This window comes from Vibrio sp. A1-1 (assembly GCF_021728175.1).
GTDB classification, from domain to species: domain Bacteria; phylum Pseudomonadota; class Gammaproteobacteria; order Enterobacterales; family Vibrionaceae; genus Vibrio; species Vibrio diabolicus.
The window spans coordinates 71,564-95,680 of sequence record NZ_JAKKCL010000013.1 but is presented as its reverse complement, the minus strand read 5'-3'; the positions used below and the strand labels follow the sequence as shown (position 1 = coordinate 95,680).

The following is a 24,117-nucleotide window of genomic DNA, read 5'->3' as shown; positions in this document are numbered from 1 at the left end:
GTTAATTCTATGAAACTAAAGCGGCTCCAAAATATTTTTGGAGCCGTTTATTTTTTGACTACCCAATCACAAAAAAGGGTGGTACAATTCGCGTCCCTTTTAAAGAGGCAGCCCGACCCGTGATGGGTCTAGTTATTAATATTTAGCGGAGCACTAACATGATCCAAATGCAAAGTATGCTGGACGCAGCTGATAACTCAGGCGCACGCAGCGTAATGTGTATTAAGGTTCTGGGTGGCTCTCACCGCCGTTATGCACATATCGGTGACGTCATCAAAGTTACTGTGAAGGAAGCAATCCCTCGCGGTAAAGTTAAAAAAGGTGATGTTCTGAAGGCGGTGGTAGTGCGCACCCGTAAAGGCGTACGTCGTCCTGACGGTTCTGTCATTCGCTTCGACCGAAATGCTTGCGTATTGCTAAACGACAATACTGAGCAACCAATCGGTACACGTATCTTTGGTCCTGTGACACGCGAACTTCGTGGCGATAAGTTCATGAAGATCGTTTCACTGGCTCCAGAAGTTCTGTAAGGAGCACGTAGAAATGGCAGCTAAAATCCGTCGTAATGACGAAGTAATCGTTCTTGCTGGTAAAGACAAAGGCAAGAAAGGTAAAGTAACTAAGGTTCTAGCAACTGGTAAAGTTATCGTTGAAGGTATCAACCTAGTTAAGAAGCATCAGAAACCTGTTCCAGCTATGGGTATCCAAGGCGGTATCGTAGAGCAAGAAGCAGCAATCGACGTTTCTAACGTGGCGATTTTCAACGCAGCTACTGGTAAAGCTGACCGTATCGGTTTCCGTTTTGAAGACGGCAAAAAAGTTCGTTTCTTCAAGTCTAACGGCGAAACCGTTTCTAACTAATAGAAGTAATTTGGAGTTCTACTATGGCGAAACTGCATGATTACTACAAGTCGTCTGTAGTCGCTGAACTGACCAAACAGTTCGGTTACACAAGCGTCATGCAAGTCCCTAGAATCGAGAAAATCACCCTAAACATGGGTGTTGGTGAAGCAATCAACGATAAGAAACTGCTAGAAAATGCAGCGTCTGATATGGCAACGATCTCTGGTCAAAAGCCACTTATCACAAAAGCGCGCAAATCTGTTGCAGGTTTCAAAATCCGTGAAGGCTACCCTATCGGTTGTAAAGTAACCTTGCGTGGCGAACGTATGTGGGATTTTCTTGAGCGTTTAATTAACATCGCTCTTCCACGTGTACGTGACTTCCGTGGTGTTAGCGCTAAGTCTTTTGACGGTCGCGGTAACTACAGCATGGGCGTTCGCGAGCAAATCATCTTCCCGGAAATCGACTTTGATAAAGTTGATCGAGTACGCGGTCTAGACATCACTATTACGACGTCTGCTGGTACTGATGAGGAAGGCCGTGCTCTGCTGGCTGCCTTTAACTTCCCATTCCGTAAGTAAGGTGAAGGGTTACTGTTATGGCTAAAAATTCAATGAAAGCGCGTGAAGCAAAACGTGCGAAGCTAGTAGCTAAGTTCGCTGAAAAGCGTGCAGCGCTAAAAGCTATCATCAGCGATGTAAACGCATCTGAAGAAGATCGTTGGAACGCGGTTCTTACACTGCAATCTCTTCCACGTGATTCAAGTGCATCACGTCAGCGCAACCGTTGCAACCAAACTGGTCGTCCACACGGTTACCTACGTAAGTTCGGTCTAAGCCGTATTAAGGTTCGTGAAGCTTGCATGAAAGGCGAGATTCCGGGTCTTCGTAAGGCTAGCTGGTAATTGCCACTTAATCATTTGGAGTAAATCATATGAGCATGCAAGATCCGATTTCGGATATGCTGACCCGCGTTCGTAACGGTCAGGCAGCAAACAAAGTTGCTGTAAAAATGCCTTCTTCAAAGCTTAAAGTTGCAATTGCTGCACTACTAAAAGCTGAAGGTTACATCGTTGACTTCGCTGTTGAAGGCGAAGCAAAACCTGAGCTAGAAGTTACACTTAAGTACTTCCAAGCTAAACCAGTAATCGAGCAACTTAAACGTGTTTCTCGTCCAGGTCTACGTGTTTACAAGAAGAAAGATGAACTTCCTTCTGTAATGGGTGGTCTTGGTATTGCTATCGTTTCTACTTCCAAGGGTCTTATGTCAGACCGCGCTGCACGTAAAGCAGGTCTTGGTGGTGAAATCATCGCTTACGTAGCTTAATAAGGAGTAGACTATGTCTCGTGTTGCAAAAGCACCTGTCGCTATTCCAGCTGGCGTAGAGGTGAAACTAAACGGCCAAGAAATCACTGTAAAAGGTGCGAAAGGCGAACTAACTCGCGTTCTTAACGATGCAGTTGTAATCGCTCAGGAAGAAAATAACCTGACTTTCGGTCCTAAAGAAGGTGTTGCTAACGCATGGGCTCAAGCAGGTACTGCTCGCGCTCTAGTTAACAACATGGTTGTTGGTGTTACTGAAGGCTTTACTAAGAAGCTAACTCTTAAAGGTGTAGGTTACCGTGCTGCTATCAAAGGCAACGCTGTAGGTCTAACACTAGGCTTCTCACACCCAGTTGAGCACGAGTTGCCAGCGGGTATTAAAGCTGAATGTCCAAGCCAAACTGAAATCGTGATCACTGGTGCTGACAAGCAACTAGTTGGTCAAGTTGCGGCTGACATTCGTTCTTACCGTGAGCCTGAGCCATACAAAGGCAAAGGTGTTCGTTACGCAGATGAAAATGTGCGTACTAAAGAAGCTAAGAAGAAGTAAGGTAACACTATGGATAAGAAAGCATCTCGCATCCGTCGTGCTACACGTGCACGTCGTAAGATTGCAGAACTGGGTGCGACTCGCCTAGTTGTACACCGTACTCCTCGTCACGTGTACGCACAGGTTATCGCGGCTAACGGCTCTGAGGTTATCGCAGCAGCTTCTACTGTAGAAAAAGCGATCCGTGAGCAAGTGAAATACACTGGTAACGTTGATGCAGCTAAAGCAGTGGGTAAAGCTATTGCTGAGCGCGCTCTTGAGAAGGGCGTAACTGCAGTTGCATTTGATCGTTCTGGTTTCCAATACCACGGTCGAGTAGCGGCGCTAGCAGAATCTGCTCGCGAAGCTGGTCTGAAATTCTAAGGTAGGGTTGGAAGATGGCTAAAGAACAACAAGTTCAAGCGAATGATTTGCAAGAAAAGCTAATCGCAGTTAACCGCGTATCTAAGACGGTTAAAGGCGGTCGAATCATGAGCTTCACTGCACTAACAGTAGTTGGTGACGGTAATGGTCGTGTAGGTTTCGGTTACGGCAAAGCTCGTGAAGTACCTGCAGCGATTCAAAAAGCAATGGAAAAAGCGCGTCGTAACATGACTACGATCGCTCTAAACGAAGGCACTCTTCACCACCCAGTGAAAGGTCGCCATTCGGGCTCTAAAGTTTACATGCAGCCTGCTGCAGAAGGTACTGGTGTTATCGCAGGTGGTGCGATGCGTGCAGTACTAGAAGTTGCTGGTGTACACAACGTACTATCTAAAGCGTACGGTTCTACGAACCCTATCAACATCGTTCGTGCAACGATCGATGCACTAGGTAGCATGAAGTCACCAGAAATGGTTGCTGCTAAACGTGGTCTAACTGTTGAATCTATTTCGGAGTAAGAACACCATGGCAACTATTAAAGTAACTCAAACTAAAAGCTCAATTGGTCGTCTGCCAAAGCACAAAGCTACTTTGCGCGGTCTAGGTCTTCGTAAAATCAACCACACAGTAGAACTTGAAGATACTCCGTGTATTCGCGGTATGATCAACAAGGTTTACTACATGGTTAAAGTTGAGGAGTAATCAGAATGCGTTTGAATACTCTAGCACCGGCTGCTGGCGCGAAAACTTCTGCGAAGCGAGTAGGTCGTGGTATCGGTTCAGGCCTAGGTAAAACTGGTGGCCGTGGTCACAAAGGTCAAAAATCACGTTCTGGCGGCAGTGTTCGTCCAGGTTTCGAAGGCGGTCAGATGCCTCTGAAACAACGTCTACCAAAATTCGGTTTCACTTCTCGTAAGAGCCTAGTGTCTGCTGAAGTTCGTCTAGCTGAGCTAGCGAAAGTTTCTGGTGACGTAGTTGATCTAAACAGTCTTAAAGCTGCTAACATCATCACTAAGAACATCGAGTTTGTAAAAGTTGTTCTTTCTGGTGAAATCAACAAAGCAGTGACTGTGAAAGGTCTACGTGTGACTAAAGGCGCTAAAGCTGCAATCGAAGCTGCAGGCGGTAAAATCGAGGAATAATCTCGAGGAACGAGGTACAGATGGCTAAGAAACCAGGACAAGATTTTCGTAGTGCTCAGAGCGGCTTAAGTGAACTAAAGTCGCGCTTGTTATTCGTAATTGGTGCACTTTTAGTATTCCGAGCCGGCTCTTTTGTGCCGATTCCTGGTATTGACGCTGCTGTACTTGCCGATTTGTTCGAACAGCAAAAAGGTACCATCGTTGAAATGTTTAACATGTTCTCCGGTGGTGCTCTTGAGCGTGCATCTATATTAGCATTGGGCATCATGCCGTATATTTCGGCATCTATTGTTGTCCAATTGCTAACTGTAGTTCATCCAGCGTTAGCTGAACTCAAAAAAGAGGGTGAAGCAGGCCGTCGTAAGATAAGCCAATACACACGCTACGGCACGCTTGTACTTGCAACCTTCCAAGCTATAGGTATTGCAACTGGCCTACCAAACATGGTCGACAATCTGGTTGTTATCAACCAAACCATGTTTACGCTAATTGCTACCGTAAGTTTAGTAACCGGTACCATGTTCTTGATGTGGTTAGGTGAACAAATTACAGAGCGCGGAATTGGTAACGGTATTTCGATACTGATTTTTGCAGGTATTGTTGCTGGATTGCCTTCTGCAATCGGTCAAACAATCGAGCAAGCGCGTCAAGGTGAATTGCATGTACTTCTTCTGTTGCTAATCGCGGTATTAGCTTTTGCAGTAATTTACTTCGTTGTTTTCATGGAACGTGGTCAACGCCGAATCGTCGTTAACTATGCGAAACGTCAACAAGGTCGTAAAGTATTTGCTGCGCAAAGCTCGCACTTGCCTCTTAAAATTAACATGGCAGGTGTAATTCCAGCGATTTTTGCATCAAGTATTATCTTGTTCCCAGGAACATTGGCTCAGTGGTTTGGTCAAAACGGTGAGAGCAGCGCGTTCGGTTGGTTAACTGACGTGTCTTTGGCTCTTAGCCCAGGTCAACCGTTGTATGTAATGCTTTATGCAGCAGCAATTATCTTCTTCTGTTTCTTCTACACGGCGTTGGTTTTCAACCCGCGTGAAACAGCAGATAACTTGAAGAAGTCTGGTGCATTCGTACCCGGTATCCGCCCAGGTGAGCAGACAGCGAAATACATTGATAAAGTAATGACACGTTTAACCCTTGCTGGTGCACTGTACATTACCTTTATCTGTCTGATTCCCGAGTTCATGATGGTCGCGTGGAACGTACGTTTCTACTTCGGCGGTACATCGCTACTAATCGTAGTTGTTGTAATTATGGACTTTATGGCACAGGTACAGACTCATCTGATGTCTCAACAGTATGATTCTGTGTTGAAGAAAGCGAATCTGAAAGGCTACGGCCGTTAATCCGGCGGTAGACTCAGTTTCATTTACGGAGTTTAGCAATGAAAGTTCGTGCTTCCGTTAAAAAAATCTGCCGTAACTGTAAAGTAATCAAGCGTAACGGTGTCGTTCGCGTGATTTGCAGTGAGCCAAAGCACAAACAGCGCCAAGGCTAATTAGCAGAAATTTTTACTTGAAAATGAAGGTTGGGTCGAGTATATTCCTCGGCCTACCTTTTGCGTGCAAAAGAAGTAGTATTCCGCAGCGTATCCATAACGGGCTTTGCTGCGGCTAATTCTTTTATAGAAACACTTAGGAGTGAATAATGGCCCGTATAGCAGGCATTAACATTCCTGATCAGAAACATGCAGTAATCGCTCTAACAGCGATCTACGGCATCGGTAAAACTCGCTCTCAAGCTATCCTAGCTGAAGTGGGTATTGCTGAAAATGTTAAGATCAGTGAACTAACTGAAGAGCAGATCGATCAACTGCGTGATGGTGTAGCTAAGTACACTGTAGAAGGTGATCTACGTCGTGAAGTATCTATGAACATCAAGCGTCTTATGGACCTTGGCTGTTACCGTGGTCTTCGTCATCGTCGCAGTCTACCACTACGTGGACAGCGTACTAAAACCAACGCTCGCACCCGTAAGGGTCCGCGTAAGCCGATCAAGAAATAATCGGGAAGGTAGAGTACAATGGCTAAACAACCAACTCGCGCTCGTAAGCGCGTACGCAAGCAAGTTGCAGATGGCGTTGCGCACATCCATGCTTCTTTCAATAACACAATCGTAACCATTACTGACCGTCAAGGTAACGCTCTTGCATGGGCTACTGCAGGTGGTTCTGGTTTCCGTGGTTCTCGTAAGTCTACTCCGTTCGCTGCACAGGTTGCTGCTGAGCGTTGTGCTGAAATGGCTAAAGAATACGGCCTAAAGAACTTGGAAGTTATGGTTAAGGGTCCTGGTCCAGGTCGCGAATCTACTGTTCGTGCACTAAACGCCGCTGGTTTCCGCATCACAAACATCGTTGATGCTACACCAATCCCTCATAACGGTTGTCGTCCACCTAAGAAACGTCGCGTATAACGTTTCTAGGACAATTGGAGAAGAATCATGGCAAGATATTTGGGTCCTAAGCTGAAGCTTAGCCGTCGTGAAGGCACTGACTTATTCCTTAAGTCTGGTGTTCGCGCGATCGATACCAAGTGTAAAATTGATAACGCACCAGGTGTACACGGCGCTCGTCGCGGTCGTCTATCTGAGTATGGCGTTCAGCTTCGTGAGAAGCAAAAAGTACGTCGTATGTACGGCGTTCTAGAAAAACAATTCCGTAACTACTACAAAGAAGCTGCTCGCCTAAAAGGCAACACTGGTGAAAACCTACTTCAGCTTCTTGAAGGTCGTCTTGATAACGTAGTTTACCGCATGGGCTTTGGCGCAACTCGCGCAGAAGCACGTCAGCTAGTTAGCCACAAAGCTATCCTAGTAAACGGTAAAGTTGTAAACGTTCCTTCTTTCAAAGTAGCGGCTAATGACGTTGTTTCTATTCGCGAGAAAGCTAAACAGCAAGCTCGTATCAAAGCAGCTCTAGAAGTTGCTGAACAACGTGAAAAACCAACTTGGATTGAAGTAGATGGTGGCAAGATGGAAGGTACATTCAAGCGTATGCCTGAGCGTTCTGATCTATCAGCTGACATCAACGAACAATTGATCGTCGAGCTTTACTCTAAGTAAGGTTTAAACTAAAGAGAGGACACAATGCAGGGTTCTGTAACAGAATTTCTTAAGCCACGTCTAGTTGACATCGAACAAATCAGCTCGACTCACGCAAAAGTAACTCTTGAGCCATTAGAGCGTGGCTTTGGTCATACTCTGGGTAATGCACTTCGCCGCATCCTTCTATCTTCTATGCCAGGTTGTGCTGTAACAGAAGTAGAAATTGAAGGCGTACTTCATGAGTACAGCACGAAAGAAGGCGTTCAAGAAGATATTCTTGAAATTCTTCTAAACCTTAAAGGTTTGGCTGTGCGCGTTGCCGAAGGCAAAGATGAAGTGTTCATTACTTTGAACAAATCAGGCTCGGGCCCTGTGGTTGCAGGTGACATCACCCATGATGGTGATGTAGAGATCGCTAACCCTGAACACGTAATTTGTCACCTAACGGATGACAACGCTGAGATCGCAATGCGTATCAAAGTTGAACGTGGTCGTGGTTATGTTCCAGCTTCTGCGCGTATCCATAACGAAGAAGACGAGCGTCCTATCGGTCGCCTACTAGTAGATGCTACTTACAGCCCAGTAGACAAAATTGCCTACGCTGTAGAAGCAGCTCGTGTAGAACAGCGTACTGATCTAGACAAGCTTGTTATCGATATGGAAACAAACGGTACTCTAGAACCTGAGGAAGCAATCCGTCGTGCAGCTACAATCCTAGCTGAACAATTGGATGCATTCGTAGATCTTCGTGATGTACGAGTTCCTGAGGAGAAGGAAGAGAAGCCAGAATTCGATCCGATCCTACTGCGTCCTGTAGACGATCTTGAACTAACAGTTCGCTCTGCTAACTGTCTGAAAGCAGAAGCGATTCACTACATCGGTGATCTAGTACAACGTACTGAGGTTGAGCTACTTAAAACGCCTAACCTTGGTAAAAAATCTCTTACTGAGATTAAAGACGTACTTGCGTCACGTGGTCTGTCTCTGGGCATGCGCCTAGAAAACTGGCCACCTGCATCAATCGCTGAAGATTAATCGATACTAGTTAGAAGGATTAGGTCATGCGCCATCGTAAGAGTGGTCGTCAACTCAACCGCAACAGCTCACATCGCAAAGCGATGTTCAGCAACATGGCTAGCTCTCTAGTACGTCATGAAGTTATCAAGACTACTTTGCCAAAAGCAAAAGAGCTACGTCGCGTAGTTGAGCCTTTGATTACACTAGCTAAGACTGACAGTGTTGCTAACCGTCGTCTAGCATTTGCACGTACTCGTGACAACGAAGTAGTTGCAAAACTATTTAACGAACTAGGTCCACGTTTTGCTGCTCGTCAGGGCGGTTACACTCGTATCCTAAAAGCTGGCTTCCGTGCTGGTGATAAAGCTCCAATGGCTTACATTGAGCTTGTAGATCGCCCAGCTGCTGAAGAAGCTGCTGAGTAATCAGTTCGTAAGAACGAGAAAGCCGAGCATTAGCTCGGCTTTTTTGTATCTGTAATTCAGTAAACCTTTATATCCAGCCTGCATTTATTTCAACCCATGCAGACTGGCAATTTAAAAAGTGATTATCACTTGCGCTTATTTACTAGTATTCCACAACCCGCCCAACGAACTTAGAAGCCCTTCGCTAGCGCCTTGCTTGTTCAAGTAATCCAAGATTACTGGAGCAAACTGACTGATCATAGATGGGTCTAAACCTAACGTATCGAATGCACTTTTTACTGCACTGATATTCTCAATATTTCCTAGTAAGCTTTGTGCTCCTTGCAAGTTTGAAAGTCCAGGAATCAAAGACTGTAATTCACTACTATTTTCTTGCGAAAGCTGGCTTTGAGCCAAAGCGAGTAGCGCACCACTACCTCCGGCTGCTTGCTCAGTGGATACTGGTAATTGGCTAGTTAGCATGTCTGTTAATGGAGAAGACTCGGTGTTCAAGCTGCTGCCGACCATGTCCATCAGGCCAATTTCTTTACTTTTTTGAGTGACTGAATCTAAGAATGCGTGCGCACTACCAATGTTGATTGATAGGAGTGCTAGAGTTAGGAGTGTTTTACGCATAGTACCTCCAAAGGTTGAGCGTTTTTAACGTGATTTTATTGTTTTAAAGGTTATCAAAATGAAAGGTTTAGAGGTGAGAAAGTCTATTCAGTTTAGACAAAAAAACGGCGCTAATGCGCCGTTTTATTTAATCATAATTGAAAATGGTTTCAATTAAAGAATATCTAGTAGTTCTACTTCGAAAACTAGTGCTGCAAATGGAGGGATAGCTGCACCAGCGCCACGCTCACCGTACGCAAGGTCTTGTGGTACGTATAGTTTCCACTTAGAACCAACAGGCATTAGTTGTAGTGCTTCTACCCAGCCTTTGATTACGCCTGTAACAGGGAATTCAGCTGGTTGACCGCGAGATACAGAGCTATCGAATACAGTACCGTCAGTTAGCTCACCGTGGTAGTGAACGCGAACTGAGCTTTCTGCTGTTGGAACTGCACCAGTACCTTCAGAAATGATTTCGTACTGAAGGCCAGAGTCTAGAACGTTAACTTCAGGGCGTAGTGCGTTGTCTTTTAGGAACGCTTCGCCTTCTGCTGCTGCAATTTTCGCTGCTTCTTGGCGAGCGGTTTCTGCACGAGTGTGAAGTTCTTGGAGTGCTTTGTTGATTTCATCAATTTCGATTGATGGCATGTCACCAGTTAGTGCTGTTGCAATACCCGCTGCGATAGCATCAACGCTAAGACCTTCAAGACCAGAACCTGCAAGTTGCTGACCCATTTGCAGACCAATGCCGTAGCTTGCTTTTTGTTCTGCAGTTTCAAATTTAATTTCAGACATGAATGTCGCTCTTGTTAGGAGTGATAAAGGCAACAGGATATCAGTTTCGAGCTTAGGTTTAAATGATTGCGACTGAATGCTTAATTGAGGCGGCCAGGGTGTGACTTATCTCTTACTCCAAGTGAAATTTCTGCTAATTTAATCCAAATTCCATTTTAGTTTAGTGAAAAACATATACTCTCCGCGTCGGTATTTTTATACTGGCAGTAGAAGTATTAAGGGACTCATTAAAATGAATCGTCGCAGAAAGAAAAAGCAGCAAGTCGACTATGTCGAATTGGTTAAACAAAAATTCGCTGCTATCGACTGGAAGCAGCCGTTCAACAAAGAGCAGTGGTTGGAGCGTATACAGCCTGTTAAGCAGTTTTGGCTGCGCCTACCGAAATTCCATCAACGAGCTTTGATGGTTTTAGTACCATTGATTCTGGTACTCCTTGTTATTCCTTTGCCGAATAAAACAGAACAATCAGTTGAGCAAGCTGAGGTCGATCATCAGCGCGTAGCGATTCAGCTGAATGCACAGAGTTTAAGCCAGCAAAGAACCTCTCTGAATTCTGGGCCGAAATCCGAAGACTGGAAAGAGTACACGGTTAAAAATGGCGACACGTTAGCGCAGGTTTTCAGAAGTAATCAGCTCTCGATGGCGGATCTTAGCGCTCTAGTAAAAATCGAAGGCAGTGATAAGCCGCTGAGCCAAATTAAACAAGGACAATTGATTCGCTTTAAGCTTAGCGATGAAGGCGAGTTGGATATGCTGCAACTAGAAAAAAACGGGCGGTCCGTCATGTTTTTCCGCTTATCGGATGGGACCTTTGGGCGCAACAAGTAGATGCTTCAAATGAACTAAAGACGCGAAGGTATCGCGTCTTTTTAGTTTATCTATAAATTAGTAACCTAGCAATGAACGCGTTATATCGCTACGGCTTCTTTTCGCATATCCACATGAGGAATACCATCCTCTAGGTAGCGATCAGAAATAACTTTGAATCCATGACTCGCATAAAACTGGATGAGATGCTCTTGAGCTCCTATATCAATCGTCTGTCCTGGCCACAATATTTCACACTGTGTTAATGCCTCTTCCAGCAACTTATGTCCCAGACCATCACCACGCGCAGTTTGTTTGGTGACGACTCGACCAATGCTCACATTGTCATACGTCGTGCCAGCGGGTAGCAATCGTGCGCAAGCAACAAGTTCATCACCGTGGTAACCTATTAGATGATAAACACCTTCCAATGTGTCTTTGCCATCCAGTTCAGGATAAGGGCAGGTTTGTTCAACGACGAATACATCCACACGTAATTTCATCATTGTATACAATTGTGTGGTTGTCAGTTGAGCAAAGGGCAAAGTAATCCAAGTGAGCATGTTGTCATCCGTCATGAGAGTAGAGTGACTGACTTTACTTTGTTTTGTACTCATACTCATTAACAAAGGTTAATTATCACTGGTTTTCCCACCAAATCTGGTGATAATGTGCCCTCTTTTCATCTCACCTGAGGATATTCCCGTGAGCAAACAAACTTTTGATCAAGTCGGGCTAAACCCAGCGTTACTCGCCACACTTGATTCCCTGAACTACACCCACATGACGCCAATTCAAGCTTTGAGTTTGCCTGCAATCCTAAAACATCGTGATGTCATCGGGCAGGGTAAAACGGGCTCAGGTAAAACCGCTGCATTTGGTTTGGGTGTTTTATCGAACCTTAACGTCAAACGCTTTCGTGTCCAGTCATTAGTATTGTGTCCAACTCGTGAGCTTGCGGATCAAGTCGCGAAGGAAATTCGTACTTTAGGTCGTGGCATTCATAATATTAAAGTGCTAACTCTCTGCGGTGGGATGCCAATGGGGCCACAAATTGGTTCTCTGGAGCATGGCGCGCACATCCTAGTCGGCACACCTGGCCGTATTTTGGATCACCTTGAGAAAGGCCGAATTAACCTTAGCGAGCTGAATACCTTGGTGTTGGATGAAGCTGATCGCATGTTGGACATGGGTTTCCAAGACGCATTAGATGCGATTATTGATGCAGCGCCAAAGCAGCGTCAAACTCTACTTTTCAGTGCTACTTTCCCAGAGAAAATTGAGCAAATTGCGCAGCGTATTATGCAGACGCCTGAAGTCATTAAGGTGGAATCGACGCACGATACCTCAAGTATTGCGCAGTACTTCTATAAAGTTGAAGGCTCGGAAGCACGTGATGAAGCATTGGCGAATTTGCTGCTGACTCACCAACCAGAGTCCGCTGTGGTTTTTTGTAATACCAAAAAAGAAGTGCAAAGTGTCGCAGATGAGTTGCATCGCAAAGGGTTCAGCGTTATCGATATCCATGGGGACTTAGAACAGCGTGAACGCGATCAAGCATTGGTGCAGTTTGCTAACAAGAGTGTTTCTATCCTTGTCGCAACAGACGTCGCGGCGCGTGGTTTGGACGTAGATAACCTTGATGCAGTCTTTAACTTTGAGCTATCGCGCGATCCTGAGGTTCATGTACACCGTATCGGTCGTACAGGCCGTGCGGGTAGTAAGGGCTTGGCGTTCAGCTTCTTTGGAGAGAAAGACGGTTTGCGTGTAGCTCGTATTGAAGAATACTTGGATATGGACGTGGTACCAGCAACATTGCCTGCCAAATCAAATCAGCAGCCATACCAAGCGAAGATGGTGACGATTAACATTGATGGCGGTAAGAAACAGAAAGTACGACCGGGTGATATCTTAGGGTGTCTGACGGGGAAAAATGGTATCCCAGGCTCTCAAGTTGGCAAGATTCACCTATTCCCTGTGCGCGCTTATGTTGCCGTCGAAAAGTCTGTGGCTAAAAAGGCTCTACAGACCATTAGTAACGGCAAGATGAAAGGGCGCCAGTTCCGGGCGCGGCTTCTTAAATAGCATAGAAAGGCTCTTCGTTTGAAGGGCCTTTTCTTTTTCGAGTTTACTTGGATGTGTGATCTTTAGTTAAGCGCGCTTTAATTCGACTCAAACTGATAGGCGTGATCCCAAGATAAGCAGCTATTTGGCTATCGGTAATACGTAGCTTTAAGTCTGGGTAATGGGCGCAAAACAATTGGTATCGTTCCTCTGGCGAGTAGAGCAGCATAAAGCGTTCTTTGTTCTCTTTATTAACCAGTTGGTTTTCGAGTAGCTTTAAGTAAATGGCGTGTTTTTCTGCTCGCCATTGATGCAACGTTTCAATTGGTAAGCAAAATAGCTGACAAGCGCTCAGCGTTTCCAATAAGTAAGGCGAAGGTTGGTTCTTAATTATGCTCTCAAAGCCGATAACCCAGTCTTTCTCCCAATAAAATTCTTTACTGAACTCTTTGCCCTGCTCAGTGAGATAGCTTGCATGGCATAACCCTTCAATAATGAAGTAAAGGTGCGAGCTAAACTCTCCTTGGTGGTTAAGAATGTGGCGCGTAGGCAGTTCGAGTAACTCACCATTTTTGATAAGTTGGTTTGCTTCTGTGTCTAAGAAGCCATGATTGACTAAGTCTGAAAAAAGATCGCTGTGCATGTGATAACTCAGAAACGGTTTTCTTTATCAAATACGTTTGCGTTGATGTAAGGGAAGTTAGCGCCCGCCAACGTCTTTTGTAGAAAATCTAAGCCATAGTTGAACTCATGATTGCCAATGTTGCCCACATCGTAGTCTAGTTGGTTCATAGCCTTGTAGACTGGGTGCACATCGCCAGCGTTAATCCCTTTCGCCGCCATGTAATCACCCATTGGGCTGCCCTGAATTAAATCGCCATTATCTACTAATACCGTGTTTTCTGCCTCGGACTTTGCCTGCTTCACTATGGTCGCTGCGCGACTTAAACCGATTTGCTGTGATGGTTGGTCTTTGTAGTAATCGTAATCCATCACGTTGGTGTGAATGTCGGTGGTTTCGATAATACGAAGCTTGATGGTATCGGCCATTACTGGGCCAGCAAGCGTTAGCATGCCACTTAATACTGCGAGGGAAATAGGATGAACTGCCACTTTCATTTGGTGCTCCAATTCAATGGGAAGGGGGGAATTGTATCGCGTAATGTATCAAACGCTGGTGCAACTTAATGATAAAGATACAGAAAACTGTGAACAGAAATTAGTTTACTGAACCTTATTCATATTAACCGCCGACTTTTTCACTCTTTTGAATGAGACCAAACAAAAACTTCTTAGCAGATTTTTGAATAAAAAATGAAATTTTAGAATTTCAGGTAATATAAACGCCCCGCCATAATGCTTGCATAATGATATCAATGGACGATGAGCAAGCACATGGCAACGAACGATTCAGTCACTTCTTTTCCTAAACCAAAGCCCCGGTTAGTTTCTGATAACCCAGTAGCTGGTGTTACTCGTTTTGCAAAGCAATCGCTACAGCCTGGTGAGGTCGCCTTAGTGGGGGCGGGGCCGGGTGATCCTGAACTTTTGACAGTGAAAGCACTGAACTGTTTGCAGCAAGCCGATGTGGTTTTGTACGACTACTTGGTGTCTGAAGAAATCATGGCCTTGATCCCTAGCGATACGATTTTAGTGTGCGTTGGGAAACGAGCTGGGCATCACAGTGTGCCGCAGGAGAAGACGAATCAGCTTTTGGTGGATTTTGCCAAGCAGGGCTACAAAGTAGTGCGCATTAAAGGTGGTGATCCGTTTGTATTTGGTCGTGGTGGTGAAGAGTTAGAAGTGCTTGCTGATGCTGGCGTTCGTTTTCAAGTTGTCCCTGGCATTACCGCAGCAGCTGGCGCGACCGCTTATGCTGGTATTCCACTGACTCATCGTGATTATGCGCAATCGGCCATCTTTGTGACTGGCCACTTGAAAGAAGAAAGTGATGAGATGGATTGGTCCACGTTGGCGCGTGGGAATCAGACTTTAGTGATCTACATGGGGCTGATGAAATCACACTATATTCAGAATCAACTCATTAAGCATGGTCGTTCAGCGTCGACTCCGATTGCCATTATTGAGCGTGGCACGCAGATTCAACAAAAAGTATTTACGGGAGAGCTCTCCCAACTCTCTGATTTATCGAAGGAAGCTCAATCGCCATCTTTGATTGTTGTCGGAGAGGTAGTGCGATTGTCTCAAAAGTTAGACTGGTTTTTGTCTAGTACTGAATTCAACAAAAGTGCTATTGCCAACTCCATATAATTTCAGACCAAAGATTAGAGACGTAATGCGCCTTCAAGCTTAAAAAGGAAATACAAAACATGGACCAACAACGTTTAACTCACCTTAAACAACTCGAAGCGGAGAGTATCCATATTATCCGCGAAGTTGCGGCTGAGTTTGATAACCCAGTCATGATGTATTCGATTGGTAAAGACTCATCAGTGATGCTGCACCTAGCGCGTAAAGCGTTTTACCCGGGCAAAATTCCATTCCCACTTTTGCATGTCGATACCGACTGGAAATTCCGCGAGATGATTGAGTTTCGCGATCGCACCGCTGCCAAATACGGCTTTGAGCTTTTGGTACATAAGAACCCAGAAGGTCTAGCAATGGGCTGCAGTCCGTTTGTTCATGGCTCGTCAAAGCATACGGACATCATGAAAACGCAAGGTCTTAAGCAGGCGCTAAACAAATATGGCTTCGATGCTGCTTTTGGTGGCGCTCGTCGTGATGAAGAAAAATCACGCGCAAAAGAACGAGTGTATTCGTTCCGTGACAAGAACCATACCTGGGACCCTAAAAATCAACGTCCAGAGCTGTGGAAGACGTACAACGGTCAGGTCAATAAAGGGGAGAGCATTCGTGTATTCCCACTTTCGAACTGGACGGAGCTTGATATCTGGCAATACATCTATTTAGAAAACATCGAGATCGTACCGCTTTATCTCGCTGACAAACGTCCAGTTGTTGAACGCGACGGCATGCTAATCATGGTTGATGATGATCGTATGGAGCTTCAACCGGGTGAAGTGATCGAAGAGAAGAGTGTGCGTTTCCGTACTCTTGGTTGTTATCCATTAACTGGGGCTATCGAGTCTGAAGCGAACACTTTGACCGGCATTATCGAAGAGATGCTGGTGGCAACGTCGAGTGAGCGCCAAGGTCGAGCGATCGACCACGATCAGTCAGGATCGATGGAGCTTAAGAAACGTCAAGGTTACTTCTAAAGGATCTAAGGAAAGATAATGAACAGTGCAGTTGAAGCTCAATTAGCCGAGCTTGGTATCGAAGGCTATTTAACACAACACCAGTACAAGTCGTTACTTAGATTCTTGACTTGTGGCTCGGTAGATGACGGTAAAAGTACACTAATCGGTCGCTTACTCCATGACTCAAAACAAATTTATGAAGATCAGCTAGCGGCAGTGCACTCAGACAGCCAACGTGTGGGCACCACGGGTGAAAAGCCTGACCTTGCGTTGTTGGTAGATGGCTTACAAGCTGAGCGCGAGCAGGGGATCACGATTGATGTGGCTTACCGCTATTTCTCGACGCAGAAACGTAAATTCATCATCGCCGATACTCCTGGGCACGAGCAGTACACGCGTAATATGGCAACAGGCGCATCGACGTGTGACTTAGCGGTGATCTTAGTCGACGCACGTAAAGGCATTCTTGATCAAACTCGTCGTCACTCTTTTATTTCCAACCTACTGGGTTTGAAGCACTTTGTTGTGGCGATCAACAAGATGGACTTAGTGGATTACTCCCAAGAGCGCTTTGAAGAGATCCGCGACGAGTATTTGAAGTTCTCTGAGAATCTGACAGGGGATATTGATATTCAAATCATCCCGATTTCGGCGCTTGAAGGTGACAATGTGGTGGATAAAGGGCAAAACCTAAGCTGGTTTAAAGGCCCATCATTGCTTGAGCTTCTTGAAACGGTCGATGTGGATCAAGAAAAAGGCGCGGGTGAATTCCGCTTCCCTGTGCAATACGTTAATCGTCCTAACCTCGATTTCCGTGGTTTTGCGGGGACCATTTCTTCTGGTTCGATCAAAGTCGGTGATGCCATTAAAGCATTGCCATCGGGTAAAACGTCAACAGTGGCACGTATTGTGACCTTTGATGGTGATATCGAAGAAGCTCGTGCCGGATTAGCTGTCACTCTGACGCTAAGCGATGAGATCGATATTAGCCGTGGCGATTTGATTGTTCTAGATAATGCTCAAGTGGAAACCACAAACCATTTGCTTGCCGATGTGGTGTGGATGACAGAGCAACCCCTGCAACCGGGTCGTGACTATGACATCAAAATCGCAGGTAAGAAAACCGTAGGTCATGTTGAAGCGATTCGTCATCAATATGACATTAATAATCTCTCGACTCATAGCTCGGCAGAGCTGCCATTGAATGGTATTGGTTTGTGTGAATGGTCTCTTAATGAGTCAGTCGCGCTGGACAATTATCAAGACTGTGCAGATACCGGTGGCTTTATCATTATCGATCGTCTGACAAACGTGACGGTTGGTGCCGGCATGGTTAAAGAGAGCCTCGCCGTGGTTGAGCGCGATTTGACGGACATCTCTGCGTTTGAAGTTGAGCTTAATGCGCTTGTCCGTAAACACTTCCCACACTGGGAAGCAAAAGACGTCAGCCAGTTTCTGAAAAAGTAACTGGCTTACCCAAGTACGATAATTTCAGACACTGTCTGCTGTTGTACTTGGGGCGTCGCTACCTAACTGAATTGCGAAATGTCGTTAGGTATTCTCCTAATACCAGAATGCTTCGGTGGAGCCCAAGAAAACCGAGCATTCTGATGTTCTTTTCGCTTGCGCTGATTTTTGTCTGTTTACTCGTTTGTCGGTGTTTCATGGATAAATGAGTCGTTGTTGTGCCCGTTGGGGCTATTTGGTAAGGAAAGGCTATGTGGGAACAAGGGTTTGTGTTAGCGATTTTGCTTGGCATTATCACTTGCTTGCTTGTCACGAAAATTAAGCCTAGTTACGTCTTTGCGGGTGCCGCTTTTATTGCATTCATGGCTGGGATGATGGATTCAGCCACTATCGCATCCAATTTTACCAACTCTTCATTGTTAACCCTGGTTCTATTGATTCTTGCATCCTGTGCTCTAGAAAAAACGTTACTAATCAGTTGGGTGAGCCGTAGTATTTCTGAAGGCCAGTTAGGCAGCGTGATTGCTAAGCTCGGTGTATCAACGGCCTTGCTCTCTTCATTCACGAATAATACTGCAGTGGTTGTCTCATTGATTGGAGCGATTAAGCGTAATCAGCAGCATGCGCCTTCGAAATTACTCATCCCGCTGTCTTACGCGGCCATTTTTGGTGGCACGTTAACTTTGATAGGTACGTCGACCAACTTAATCATCAACAGCTTTGTAGAAGATGCCGGTTTGCCGAGCCTGAGCTTTTTTACACCCACGATGATTGGCTTGGCGGTGTTGGTGGGAGGAATGCTGATTCTTATCCCGCTCAGTTACTTACTGCCGAACTACGATGATCAAAGCCAAGAAGATTTACCGTACTTTCTCGAGTCTCGCGTAGAGCCTGGTTCACCGTTAGTTGGGCGCACGGTCAGCGAGAATAATTTACGTGCGCTGCGCAAACTGTTTCTTGCGGAGGTTGTACGAGATGGCGTGACGGTTTCCTCTGTAGGACCGGATTTTGTACTCAATGCGAAAGACCGTTTGTTGTTTTGTGGTGATGTTGAGAGCGTCGCGACCCTGCAAGAAATTCCGGGCCTCAAGCTTTTTGGTCAGCAGCACTTGAATGGGCAAAATTTTATTGAAGTTGTGGTGAGCTCATCCGCGACGTTTTGCTATAAAACACTTAAAGAGAGTCGATTCCGTGACCGCTTTGATGCCGTTGTTGTCGCTATTCGTCGTGGCCATGAGCGCCTAGAGGGCGGTTTGGGTAGCATTACCTTAGCGCCAGGTGACACGTTAGTTCTGGTTCCGGGCAAGCGTTTTGAATCGGAGCGCCGAGCTCATCGTAAAGAGTTTGTTTTAGTGCATGATTTGGACTCTAGCGCTCGGCTTGATACGAATAAATCCTCCATCGTGCTACTGGGTTTTGCTGCCGTAATTGGGTGTGCGCTATTAGAGCTAGTACCGATTATTAAAGGCCTTGCCGCGTATCTTATCGCACTTATCGCGTTTGGCATTGTACAGATTTCAGAACTGCGCCGCCGTTTCCCAATTGATATCGTTGTGATTGTCGGCTCTGCTTTGTCCATCGCTCAATTGATGATCTCTTCCGGCTTGTCAGAGAGAATGGGAGCGATGTTTATTGAAGCGTTCAATGGCTGGGGCGTGTTTGGAGCCTTGGTCGCAACTTACATCATGACATTAGTTCTTACTGAACTGGTGACGAATAATGCCGCGGCTGCGCTTTCTTTTCCTATTGGCTATAGCATGGCGGTCGGTTATGGCGTTGATCCGATGCCATTCATTATGGCGGTCTTGTTTGGCGCCAGTGCGAGCTTTATTTCTCCCTACGGTTATCAAACCAACTTACTGGTGTACAGCGTAGGAAATTATAAATTGACCGACTATGTGAGAATTGGTGTGCCGATTTCGATTGTGTACTCTGTATTAGTACTTACTTTGATTCCGGTCTTCTTCCCGTTTTAATTCCGATATTTACAAGGATACGTTATGACTGCCGAAACGACGGTAAAAGATGAAAACATTGTTTGGCACCAGCATTCGGTCGATAAACAGTTTCGTGCTGAATTAAAGAAGCAAAAACCTGCCGTATTGTGGTTTACTGGCTTATCTGGAGCGGGTAAATCAACCGTAGCGGGGGCGTTGGAAAATCGCCTTGCAGCATTGGGTTACCACACTTATTTATTGGATGGTGACAATGTGCGACATGGCCTGTGTAGTGATTTGGGCTTTTCTGAACAGGATCGTCGCGAGAATATTCGTCGTATTGGTGAACTGGCTAAACTGATGGCGGATGCCGGCTTAATTGTGTTGTCGGCGTTCATTTCACCGCATCGCGCAGAGCGACAGCTAGTGCGCGACTTATTGCCAGAAGGTGAGTTTATCGAAGTGTTCGTCAATGCATCTCTAGAAGTCTGCGAAGGTCGCGATCCTAAAGGTTTGTACCGCAAAGCACGTGCGGGAGAAATTCCTAACTTCACTGGTATTGATTCTGAATATCAAGCACCGAAGAATCCGGAAGTCGATTTACCAGCGGGCGAAAAAAGCGTCGATGAGCTGGTGGACTTGTGCTTGGAAGCGCTTAAGTCGCGTGCAGTGATCCGATAAATAAGCATTTGGATCATTGGTGACCTCAAGCTCTTTGAACGGCTTAAGAAGCATTTAGATCATGGGTAGTCAAATGCTTCTCGAACTGCCTACACGGTATGATGAACCGTACTTTTAGCGTCACTATGGACACTAAATCTATGATTTAAAAGCGCAAGCATTTGGTCGTAGTAGTCGGCATGTGGTTTGTTACCGAGCAAGGTACAGAGCTCATTGCCTGTTGGCGTGAAGCGGTAATATAAAAGGCGGACGCCTTTGCTGTTCACGTTCAGCGACAAGTTTTTACCTTGGTAGGTGAGGATCAATGGCGTCTCGATACCAATTTCGCCAGATTCAAGCTCGGTACTATGCAGTAACCCTAGTTCAATCAACAGCAACAAACTTGAATAGGGCAGCTGAAAACTTCCCATGTTTAAGCTGTTGGCGATGTCTCGTTTGCCGAAGCTAAATATTCCTCCTTGCGCTTTATAACCAATTAACAGCTTGCGACTGTGATCCCCTCCAAAACTGCACGCCAGAGAGGCGGCTCTTTGCAGAGTTTGTGCTTCTTTTGGTGACATATCTTTGAGGACTTTGAGCGCTTTCATAGACGTCGAGCCTGGGTTTGTCACTTCACGCTTCATCACTTGAGCCCATAACTTTTGCATCACGCTGTTATGGATGTCTTGAGCCATTTCAAAAAAACGATACAACCAGTCTTGGTCGGGCTCTCCGGCAGTTTCATCTCGGCATGAACTGTGTGCTAGCTTTAAAATCTGCTCTAGGTTTTTTTGTCGCTGCTCTTGGCGTCTCTGTTCACGCAGTTGGGCTCTTTCAAGCGCGGATTTGGCTGGTGGATCGGTTTGCAGTAAGGCATCAAGACCGTGTATTTGGGCAATGGTTTTTACCTTGCTGGCACTGTCTTTGATGTAACCCTGCTTCTTTTCTTGTTGCGTATTTTTTTGTGCGTTTGACTGATGTTCGATGACAACAGGTTGCTTTGTCGGTTCTGCCATTAATTTTCCTACCAAGAACTGCGCTGTTCGCTTGTTTAAATTTACACCTTATCTAACCAGGCGACCAGATAGGAGTTCTCAGTTTTTGAACGAATAGGGCTATCCAAAATGATAATGAGTTGTTAAAATTGTTATCGTTATTTTGGAGGGGCAATGAAGTTCTCAGAAGCAGGTAAATTAAAAAAGCACCTGTCGATAGCGTTTATTTTGGTTATTTATGTTGGCGTATTAGCGTATTTGTCTCGTTATATCGTGTAACACAGAACTAAAAAAGGCGCCGATGTGACGCCTTAGGTGTACCGATGCATGTCAACGACTTAAACTACATATCGTCGTAGGCTTCTATTTTCGATCCCTCAATAACGTAAGCCGTTTCAGCCAGCTCGTGGCTTATCGTCTCGGTTTTCAACTCCCCAACCACATATATGACATCCCACAGTTCTTGAACGGATGCGCCTTTGGGAAACTTCACGTAAATGATTTGGTTTGGTGGAGGTGGTGGAACGTGGATACAAGCTCCAAAGTATGGCACCAACAAAAACTCGGTGACGGTATTCGCGTCACCTTCAAGCGGGATAACAAAGCCCGGGATTTTAACTTGGCTTCCATTTAGCTCTGGTCGAACGTTACCAATTTTAGACTGTTGCGCTGCGCCGCCACTGTGATCAGAAGCTGGCATGCCCACGCTGTCGAACAGTTTGCGTTCTTTCTCAGGTACTAGATCAATCCAGTCGAGCGTTAATGGCTCCTCGCTTGCGAGTACTGGTGCTATAAATGAGACGATCAGCAAGCAACTTGCGAGTATTTTTCTCCACATTTTATTAAATCCTTATTGTCATTCCGTCACTTAGTGACTGTCGGTAGGCGCGAAAAGCCGGGATGAAACCAATTACAATTCCAGCGCATTGTACGAAACCTAATAGCATCCATTCATAGGGCGATAAGAGGCTTAAAGTCAGATGTATTCCATAATGCTGTTGAATGATAGGTTGCACGATGGTGAGAATGGCATATAGCCCTGCCACTCCGGTCACAATTCCGGCGGCAGTAAGTAGACTGGCTTCGCTGATCAACAATGAGAAAACATGACGAGGTCTTGCTCCCATAGCGCGCAAAATCGCCATTTCACGGCGGCGCTCCTGCAAGCTGGTTAATAAGCTGCTTAGCATGCCGAGTAATCCTGCAATCACCACAAAACCAGACACTGCCATTAAGGCTTGCTCGGCAACAGACATCATTCCCCACAATTCATGCAACGCAACCCCGGGCATAATCGCGCTAAGCGGTTCTTTGGGATAAGTGTTGATTTGCCTTTGTAGGGCGAAAGTCTGAATACGAGATTTCAAACCGACCAGCATCGCGGTAATTTGCTTGGGCTGAAAGTCTCTGCTTTTGAGGTCTTGTGCCTTGGGTGTTGGGCCTAAACGTGCACCGCTTTCCCATCCGACGTGAATCGCTTCGATGGCTTCTAGCGAGACATGAACGGTTTTGTCGACTGGCGTGCCAGTGGGCGCAAGAATCCCGACAACTTTGAATGGCAGGTTGTCATGTCGGCTAAAGCCTACATCACTAATGCCGTGGGCAATGATGATTTCACTACCGACGTGATACCCCAGCTGTTTTGCGACATCAGAACCGAGCACGGTTTCAAATAAACCATTGAATTCTAGGCCTTCTGAAAAGGTTAGTGATTGCTTACTTCCGAATTTATAGTGTTCAAAATAGCTGTGGTTGGTTCCCATGACTCGGAACCCTTTGTGCGAGTCGCCAAGTGAGATTGGAATCGCCCAATCTACTGCTCGATGATTGGCAAACTCTTGGTAGCTCTTCCAGTCAATGTTGTTGGTGGCATTGCTAATGCGAAACACAGAGTAGAGCAGCAAGTTCACTTGTCCAGAACGACCACCAATGATGAGGTCGGTGCCTGAAATTGTATTGGCGAAGCTGTCTTTTGCCTGAGTACGAATGCGTTCTACTCCTAAAAGGAGTATGACAGAAATCGCGACTGTCATGATGGTTAATATTGCCGTCGCCTTACGATTGATTAAGCTCTTCCACGCGAGCTTTGCAACAGCGCTCATGATGCGGCTCCTAGGTTAGATGCTTGGTTAATATCTGGTAGGTTAAGTGTGCGGTCAAATAAGGGCTCAAGCGTTGGATCGTGACTGACGAAGATCAGCGTAGCGTTGGCTTGATTCGTTTGCTCCATCAGGAGTTCAATAAACGCTTTACGGTTATCATGGTCTAAAGCGGAGGTTGGCTCGTCAGCAATCACTAACCCCGGATACCCAATGAGTGCTCGTGCAGCCGCAACACGTTGTTGTTGGCCAATGCTCAGTTCCGATACAGGACGCGCATGAAGCTCGCTGGGTAGGTGGAGTCTTTCAAGCAGAGCTTGAGCTTGCTCTTCTAACGTTTGAGATGGCGCTCTTGAATGAGCGCGGCCACGTCGTGTTTGACTGAATTGGCAAGGCAGTAGTACGTTTTCAAGTACGTTTAAATAAGGCAATAAATTGAACTGCTGAAAGATATAGCCAATGTGATCGGCGCGAAATTTGTCTCTTTGACTTGCACTTAAACTAACAAGGTCAGTATTCAGTACGGATAGAGAGCCTGATGTTAACGTGTTGATGCCAGTTAGTAGGGCAAGCAGCGTAGATTTACCGCAGCCACTGGGACCTTTGATAAATACGTGCTCACCTTGGGCAATATGTAACTGTGGAATATGAATGGTTGCGTGTGTTGAACCGGGCCAGACAAACTGGGCATTATTTAGCTCAACAACGTTTGACATGATTTCAGTCATACTAAATCACCAAAGCATTGGCGTGTAAGTGTGTA

Annotated in this window: 32 protein-coding genes and 1 pseudogene; 24 read left to right on the top strand and 9 right to left on the bottom strand. The window is 45.7% G+C overall.

Annotation, left to right across the window (positions count from 1 at the left end; genetic code table 11):
• The first annotated feature begins 158 nt into the window (after nucleotides 1-158).
• From rplN to rplQ, 17 genes are all read left to right on the top strand, one after another.
• Nucleotides 159-530 (top strand): 50S ribosomal protein L14, encoded by a 372-nt coding sequence (gene rplN / locus L3V30_RS17690; protein ID WP_004410450.1) that lies wholly within the window; start codon nucleotides 159-161, stop codon nucleotides 528-530.
• 13 nt (nucleotides 531-543) lie between these two features.
• A complete protein-coding gene (rplX, locus tag L3V30_RS17685; protein ID WP_005379574.1) occupies nucleotides 544-861 on the top strand; it encodes a 50S ribosomal protein L24 in 318 nt (105 codons plus the stop codon).
• Nucleotides 862-884: 23 nt separating this feature from the next.
• On the top strand, nucleotides 885-1,424 hold the full coding sequence (gene rplE / locus L3V30_RS17680; RefSeq protein WP_005379573.1) for a 50S ribosomal protein L5: 540 nt from the start codon (nucleotides 885-887) through the stop codon (nucleotides 1,422-1,424).
• 17 nt (nucleotides 1,425-1,441) lie between these two features.
• Nucleotides 1,442-1,747, top strand: coding sequence for a 30S ribosomal protein S14 (gene rpsN / locus L3V30_RS17675; RefSeq protein ID WP_004410442.1), 306 nt, complete (start codon nucleotides 1,442-1,444; stop codon nucleotides 1,745-1,747).
• Nucleotides 1,748-1,776: 29 nt separating this feature from the next.
• Nucleotides 1,777-2,169 carry a 30S ribosomal protein S8 gene (gene rpsH, locus L3V30_RS17670; protein ID WP_005379572.1) on the top strand — a complete coding sequence of 131 codons (393 nt, stop codon included), beginning with the start codon at nucleotides 1,777-1,779 and terminating at the stop codon, nucleotides 2,167-2,169.
• A gap of 13 nt (nucleotides 2,170-2,182) precedes the next feature.
• Nucleotides 2,183-2,716: a 50S ribosomal protein L6 gene (rplF, locus tag L3V30_RS17665; protein WP_005392377.1), complete on the top strand. Its 534-nt coding sequence runs from the start codon at nucleotides 2,183-2,185 to the stop codon at nucleotides 2,714-2,716.
• Nucleotides 2,717-2,725: 9 nt separating this feature from the next.
• The gene (gene rplR, locus L3V30_RS17660) at nucleotides 2,726-3,079 is read left to right on the top strand and encodes a 50S ribosomal protein L18 (RefSeq protein ID WP_005379568.1); all 354 of its coding nucleotides are present in this window, start codon (nucleotides 2,726-2,728) and stop codon (nucleotides 3,077-3,079) included.
• 14 nt (nucleotides 3,080-3,093) lie between these two features.
• On the top strand, nucleotides 3,094-3,597 hold the full coding sequence (rpsE, locus tag L3V30_RS17655; protein ID WP_004745894.1) for a 30S ribosomal protein S5: 504 nt from the start codon (nucleotides 3,094-3,096) through the stop codon (nucleotides 3,595-3,597).
• A 7-nt stretch (nucleotides 3,598-3,604) separates the two neighbouring features.
• Entirely contained in the window at nucleotides 3,605-3,781 is a 177-nt protein-coding gene (gene rpmD / locus L3V30_RS17650) for a 50S ribosomal protein L30 (protein ID WP_005379565.1), read from the top strand.
• Between the two features lie 5 nt (nucleotides 3,782-3,786).
• On the top strand, nucleotides 3,787-4,221 hold the full coding sequence (rplO, locus tag L3V30_RS17645) for a 50S ribosomal protein L15 (protein ID WP_005383155.1): 435 nt from the start codon (nucleotides 3,787-3,789) through the stop codon (nucleotides 4,219-4,221).
• A 20-nt stretch (nucleotides 4,222-4,241) separates the two neighbouring features.
• Nucleotides 4,242-5,576: a preprotein translocase subunit SecY gene (gene secY, locus L3V30_RS17640; RefSeq protein ID WP_005379562.1), complete on the top strand. Its 1,335-nt coding sequence runs from the start codon at nucleotides 4,242-4,244 to the stop codon at nucleotides 5,574-5,576.
• A gap of 38 nt (nucleotides 5,577-5,614) precedes the next feature.
• Nucleotides 5,615-5,728 carry a 50S ribosomal protein L36 gene (rpmJ, locus tag L3V30_RS17635; protein WP_000868186.1) on the top strand — a complete coding sequence of 38 codons (114 nt, stop codon included), beginning with the start codon at nucleotides 5,615-5,617 and terminating at the stop codon, nucleotides 5,726-5,728.
• A 149-nt stretch (nucleotides 5,729-5,877) separates the two neighbouring features.
• Nucleotides 5,878-6,234: a 30S ribosomal protein S13 gene (rpsM, locus tag L3V30_RS17630; protein WP_005383154.1), complete on the top strand. Its 357-nt coding sequence runs from the start codon at nucleotides 5,878-5,880 to the stop codon at nucleotides 6,232-6,234.
• 18 nt (nucleotides 6,235-6,252) lie between these two features.
• Nucleotides 6,253-6,642 (top strand): 30S ribosomal protein S11, encoded by a 390-nt coding sequence (gene rpsK / locus L3V30_RS17625; RefSeq protein ID WP_001118870.1) that lies wholly within the window; start codon nucleotides 6,253-6,255, stop codon nucleotides 6,640-6,642.
• Nucleotides 6,643-6,669: 27 nt separating this feature from the next.
• Nucleotides 6,670-7,290, top strand: a complete 621-nt coding sequence (gene rpsD, locus L3V30_RS17620; RefSeq protein WP_005383146.1) for a 30S ribosomal protein S4 — start codon at nucleotides 6,670-6,672, stop codon at nucleotides 7,288-7,290.
• Nucleotides 7,291-7,314: 24 nt separating this feature from the next.
• Entirely contained in the window at nucleotides 7,315-8,307 is a 993-nt protein-coding gene (gene rpoA, locus L3V30_RS17615; protein WP_005383143.1) for a DNA-directed RNA polymerase subunit alpha, read from the top strand.
• Between the two features lie 26 nt (nucleotides 8,308-8,333).
• A complete protein-coding gene (rplQ, locus tag L3V30_RS17610) occupies nucleotides 8,334-8,714 on the top strand; it encodes a 50S ribosomal protein L17 (protein ID WP_005383141.1) in 381 nt (126 codons plus the stop codon).
• A 135-nt stretch (nucleotides 8,715-8,849) separates the two neighbouring features.
• Here the strand turns inward: rplQ and L3V30_RS17605 are convergent, their stop codons facing one another.
• Together L3V30_RS17605 and L3V30_RS17600 are read right to left on the bottom strand one after the other, a co-directional pair.
• On the bottom strand, nucleotides 8,850-9,329 hold the full coding sequence (locus L3V30_RS17605) for a DUF2780 domain-containing protein (protein ID WP_005392373.1): 480 nt from the start codon (nucleotides 9,327-9,329) through the stop codon (nucleotides 8,850-8,852).
• Nucleotides 9,330-9,482: 153 nt separating this feature from the next.
• Nucleotides 9,483-10,103: an FKBP-type peptidyl-prolyl cis-trans isomerase gene (locus L3V30_RS17600; RefSeq protein WP_005392370.1), complete on the bottom strand. Its 621-nt coding sequence runs from the start codon at nucleotides 10,101-10,103 to the stop codon at nucleotides 9,483-9,485.
• A 232-nt stretch (nucleotides 10,104-10,335) separates the two neighbouring features.
• On the opposite strand from L3V30_RS17600, the gene L3V30_RS17595 reads away from it, so the two are divergent.
• Nucleotides 10,336-10,932 carry a LysM-like peptidoglycan-binding domain-containing protein gene (locus L3V30_RS17595; RefSeq protein WP_237309401.1) on the top strand — a complete coding sequence of 199 codons (597 nt, stop codon included), beginning with the start codon at nucleotides 10,336-10,338 and terminating at the stop codon, nucleotides 10,930-10,932.
• Between the two features lie 80 nt (nucleotides 10,933-11,012).
• On the opposite strand, the gene L3V30_RS17590 is transcribed toward L3V30_RS17595, so the two are convergent.
• The gene (locus tag L3V30_RS17590) at nucleotides 11,013-11,474 is read right to left on the bottom strand and encodes a GNAT family N-acetyltransferase (RefSeq protein WP_031780248.1); all 462 of its coding nucleotides are present in this window, start codon (nucleotides 11,472-11,474) and stop codon (nucleotides 11,013-11,015) included.
• Between the two features lie 142 nt (nucleotides 11,475-11,616).
• On the opposite strand from L3V30_RS17590, the gene dbpA reads away from it, so the two are divergent.
• The gene (gene dbpA / locus L3V30_RS17585; protein WP_005392361.1) at nucleotides 11,617-12,996 is read left to right on the top strand and encodes an ATP-dependent RNA helicase DbpA; all 1,380 of its coding nucleotides are present in this window, start codon (nucleotides 11,617-11,619) and stop codon (nucleotides 12,994-12,996) included.
• A 43-nt stretch (nucleotides 12,997-13,039) separates the two neighbouring features.
• Here the strand turns inward: dbpA and L3V30_RS17580 are convergent, their stop codons facing one another.
• Both L3V30_RS17580 and L3V30_RS17575 read right to left on the bottom strand, forming a co-directional pair.
• On the bottom strand, nucleotides 13,040-13,618 hold the full coding sequence (locus L3V30_RS17580; RefSeq protein ID WP_005392358.1) for a Crp/Fnr family transcriptional regulator: 579 nt from the start codon (nucleotides 13,616-13,618) through the stop codon (nucleotides 13,040-13,042).
• A gap of 20 nt (nucleotides 13,619-13,638) precedes the next feature.
• Nucleotides 13,639-14,094, bottom strand: a pseudogene (locus L3V30_RS17575) (metallophosphoesterase); the annotation flags it as partial.
• A gap of 276 nt (nucleotides 14,095-14,370) precedes the next feature.
• On the opposite strand from L3V30_RS17575, the gene cobA reads away from it, so the two are divergent.
• The 5 genes from cobA to cysC all read left to right on the top strand — a co-directional run bounded on the left by cobA (nucleotide 14,371) and on the right by cysC (nucleotide 20,281).
• Nucleotides 14,371-15,246, top strand: coding sequence for a uroporphyrinogen-III C-methyltransferase (gene cobA / locus L3V30_RS17570; protein WP_031780800.1), 876 nt, complete (start codon nucleotides 14,371-14,373; stop codon nucleotides 15,244-15,246).
• A gap of 59 nt (nucleotides 15,247-15,305) precedes the next feature.
• Nucleotides 15,306-16,214, top strand: coding sequence for a sulfate adenylyltransferase subunit CysD (cysD, locus tag L3V30_RS17565; protein ID WP_005379592.1), 909 nt, complete (start codon nucleotides 15,306-15,308; stop codon nucleotides 16,212-16,214).
• Nucleotides 16,215-16,232: 18 nt separating this feature from the next.
• Nucleotides 16,233-17,663, top strand: coding sequence for a sulfate adenylyltransferase subunit CysN (gene cysN / locus L3V30_RS17560; RefSeq protein WP_005392352.1), 1,431 nt, complete (start codon nucleotides 16,233-16,235; stop codon nucleotides 17,661-17,663).
• Nucleotides 17,664-17,914: 251 nt separating this feature from the next.
• Nucleotides 17,915-19,639 carry an SLC13 family permease gene (locus tag L3V30_RS17555; RefSeq protein WP_005392351.1) on the top strand — a complete coding sequence of 575 codons (1,725 nt, stop codon included), beginning with the start codon at nucleotides 17,915-17,917 and terminating at the stop codon, nucleotides 19,637-19,639.
• Between the two features lie 24 nt (nucleotides 19,640-19,663).
• On the top strand, nucleotides 19,664-20,281 hold the full coding sequence (gene cysC, locus L3V30_RS17550; RefSeq protein ID WP_005392350.1) for an adenylyl-sulfate kinase: 618 nt from the start codon (nucleotides 19,664-19,666) through the stop codon (nucleotides 20,279-20,281).
• 89 nt (nucleotides 20,282-20,370) lie between these two features.
• Here the strand turns inward: cysC and L3V30_RS17545 are convergent, their stop codons facing one another.
• From L3V30_RS17545 to L3V30_RS17530, 4 genes are all read right to left on the bottom strand, one after another.
• Complete coding sequence (locus tag L3V30_RS17545) at nucleotides 20,371-21,276, bottom strand: TIGR03899 family protein (RefSeq protein WP_005392349.1); 906 nt, start codon at nucleotides 21,274-21,276, stop codon at nucleotides 20,371-20,373.
• A 322-nt stretch (nucleotides 21,277-21,598) separates the two neighbouring features.
• Complete coding sequence (locus L3V30_RS17540; RefSeq protein WP_005392348.1) at nucleotides 21,599-22,093, bottom strand: DUF3299 domain-containing protein; 495 nt, start codon at nucleotides 22,091-22,093, stop codon at nucleotides 21,599-21,601.
• Between the two features lie 4 nt (nucleotides 22,094-22,097).
• A complete protein-coding gene (locus L3V30_RS17535) occupies nucleotides 22,098-23,357 on the bottom strand; it encodes an ABC transporter permease (protein WP_237309400.1) in 1,260 nt (419 codons plus the stop codon).
• A complete protein-coding gene (locus tag L3V30_RS17530) occupies nucleotides 23,354-24,082 on the bottom strand; it encodes an ABC transporter ATP-binding protein (protein ID WP_005392341.1) in 729 nt (242 codons plus the stop codon). The genes L3V30_RS17535 and L3V30_RS17530 overlap by 4 nt, the downstream gene beginning before the upstream one ends.
• Between the last annotated feature and the right edge of the window lie 35 nt (nucleotides 24,083-24,117).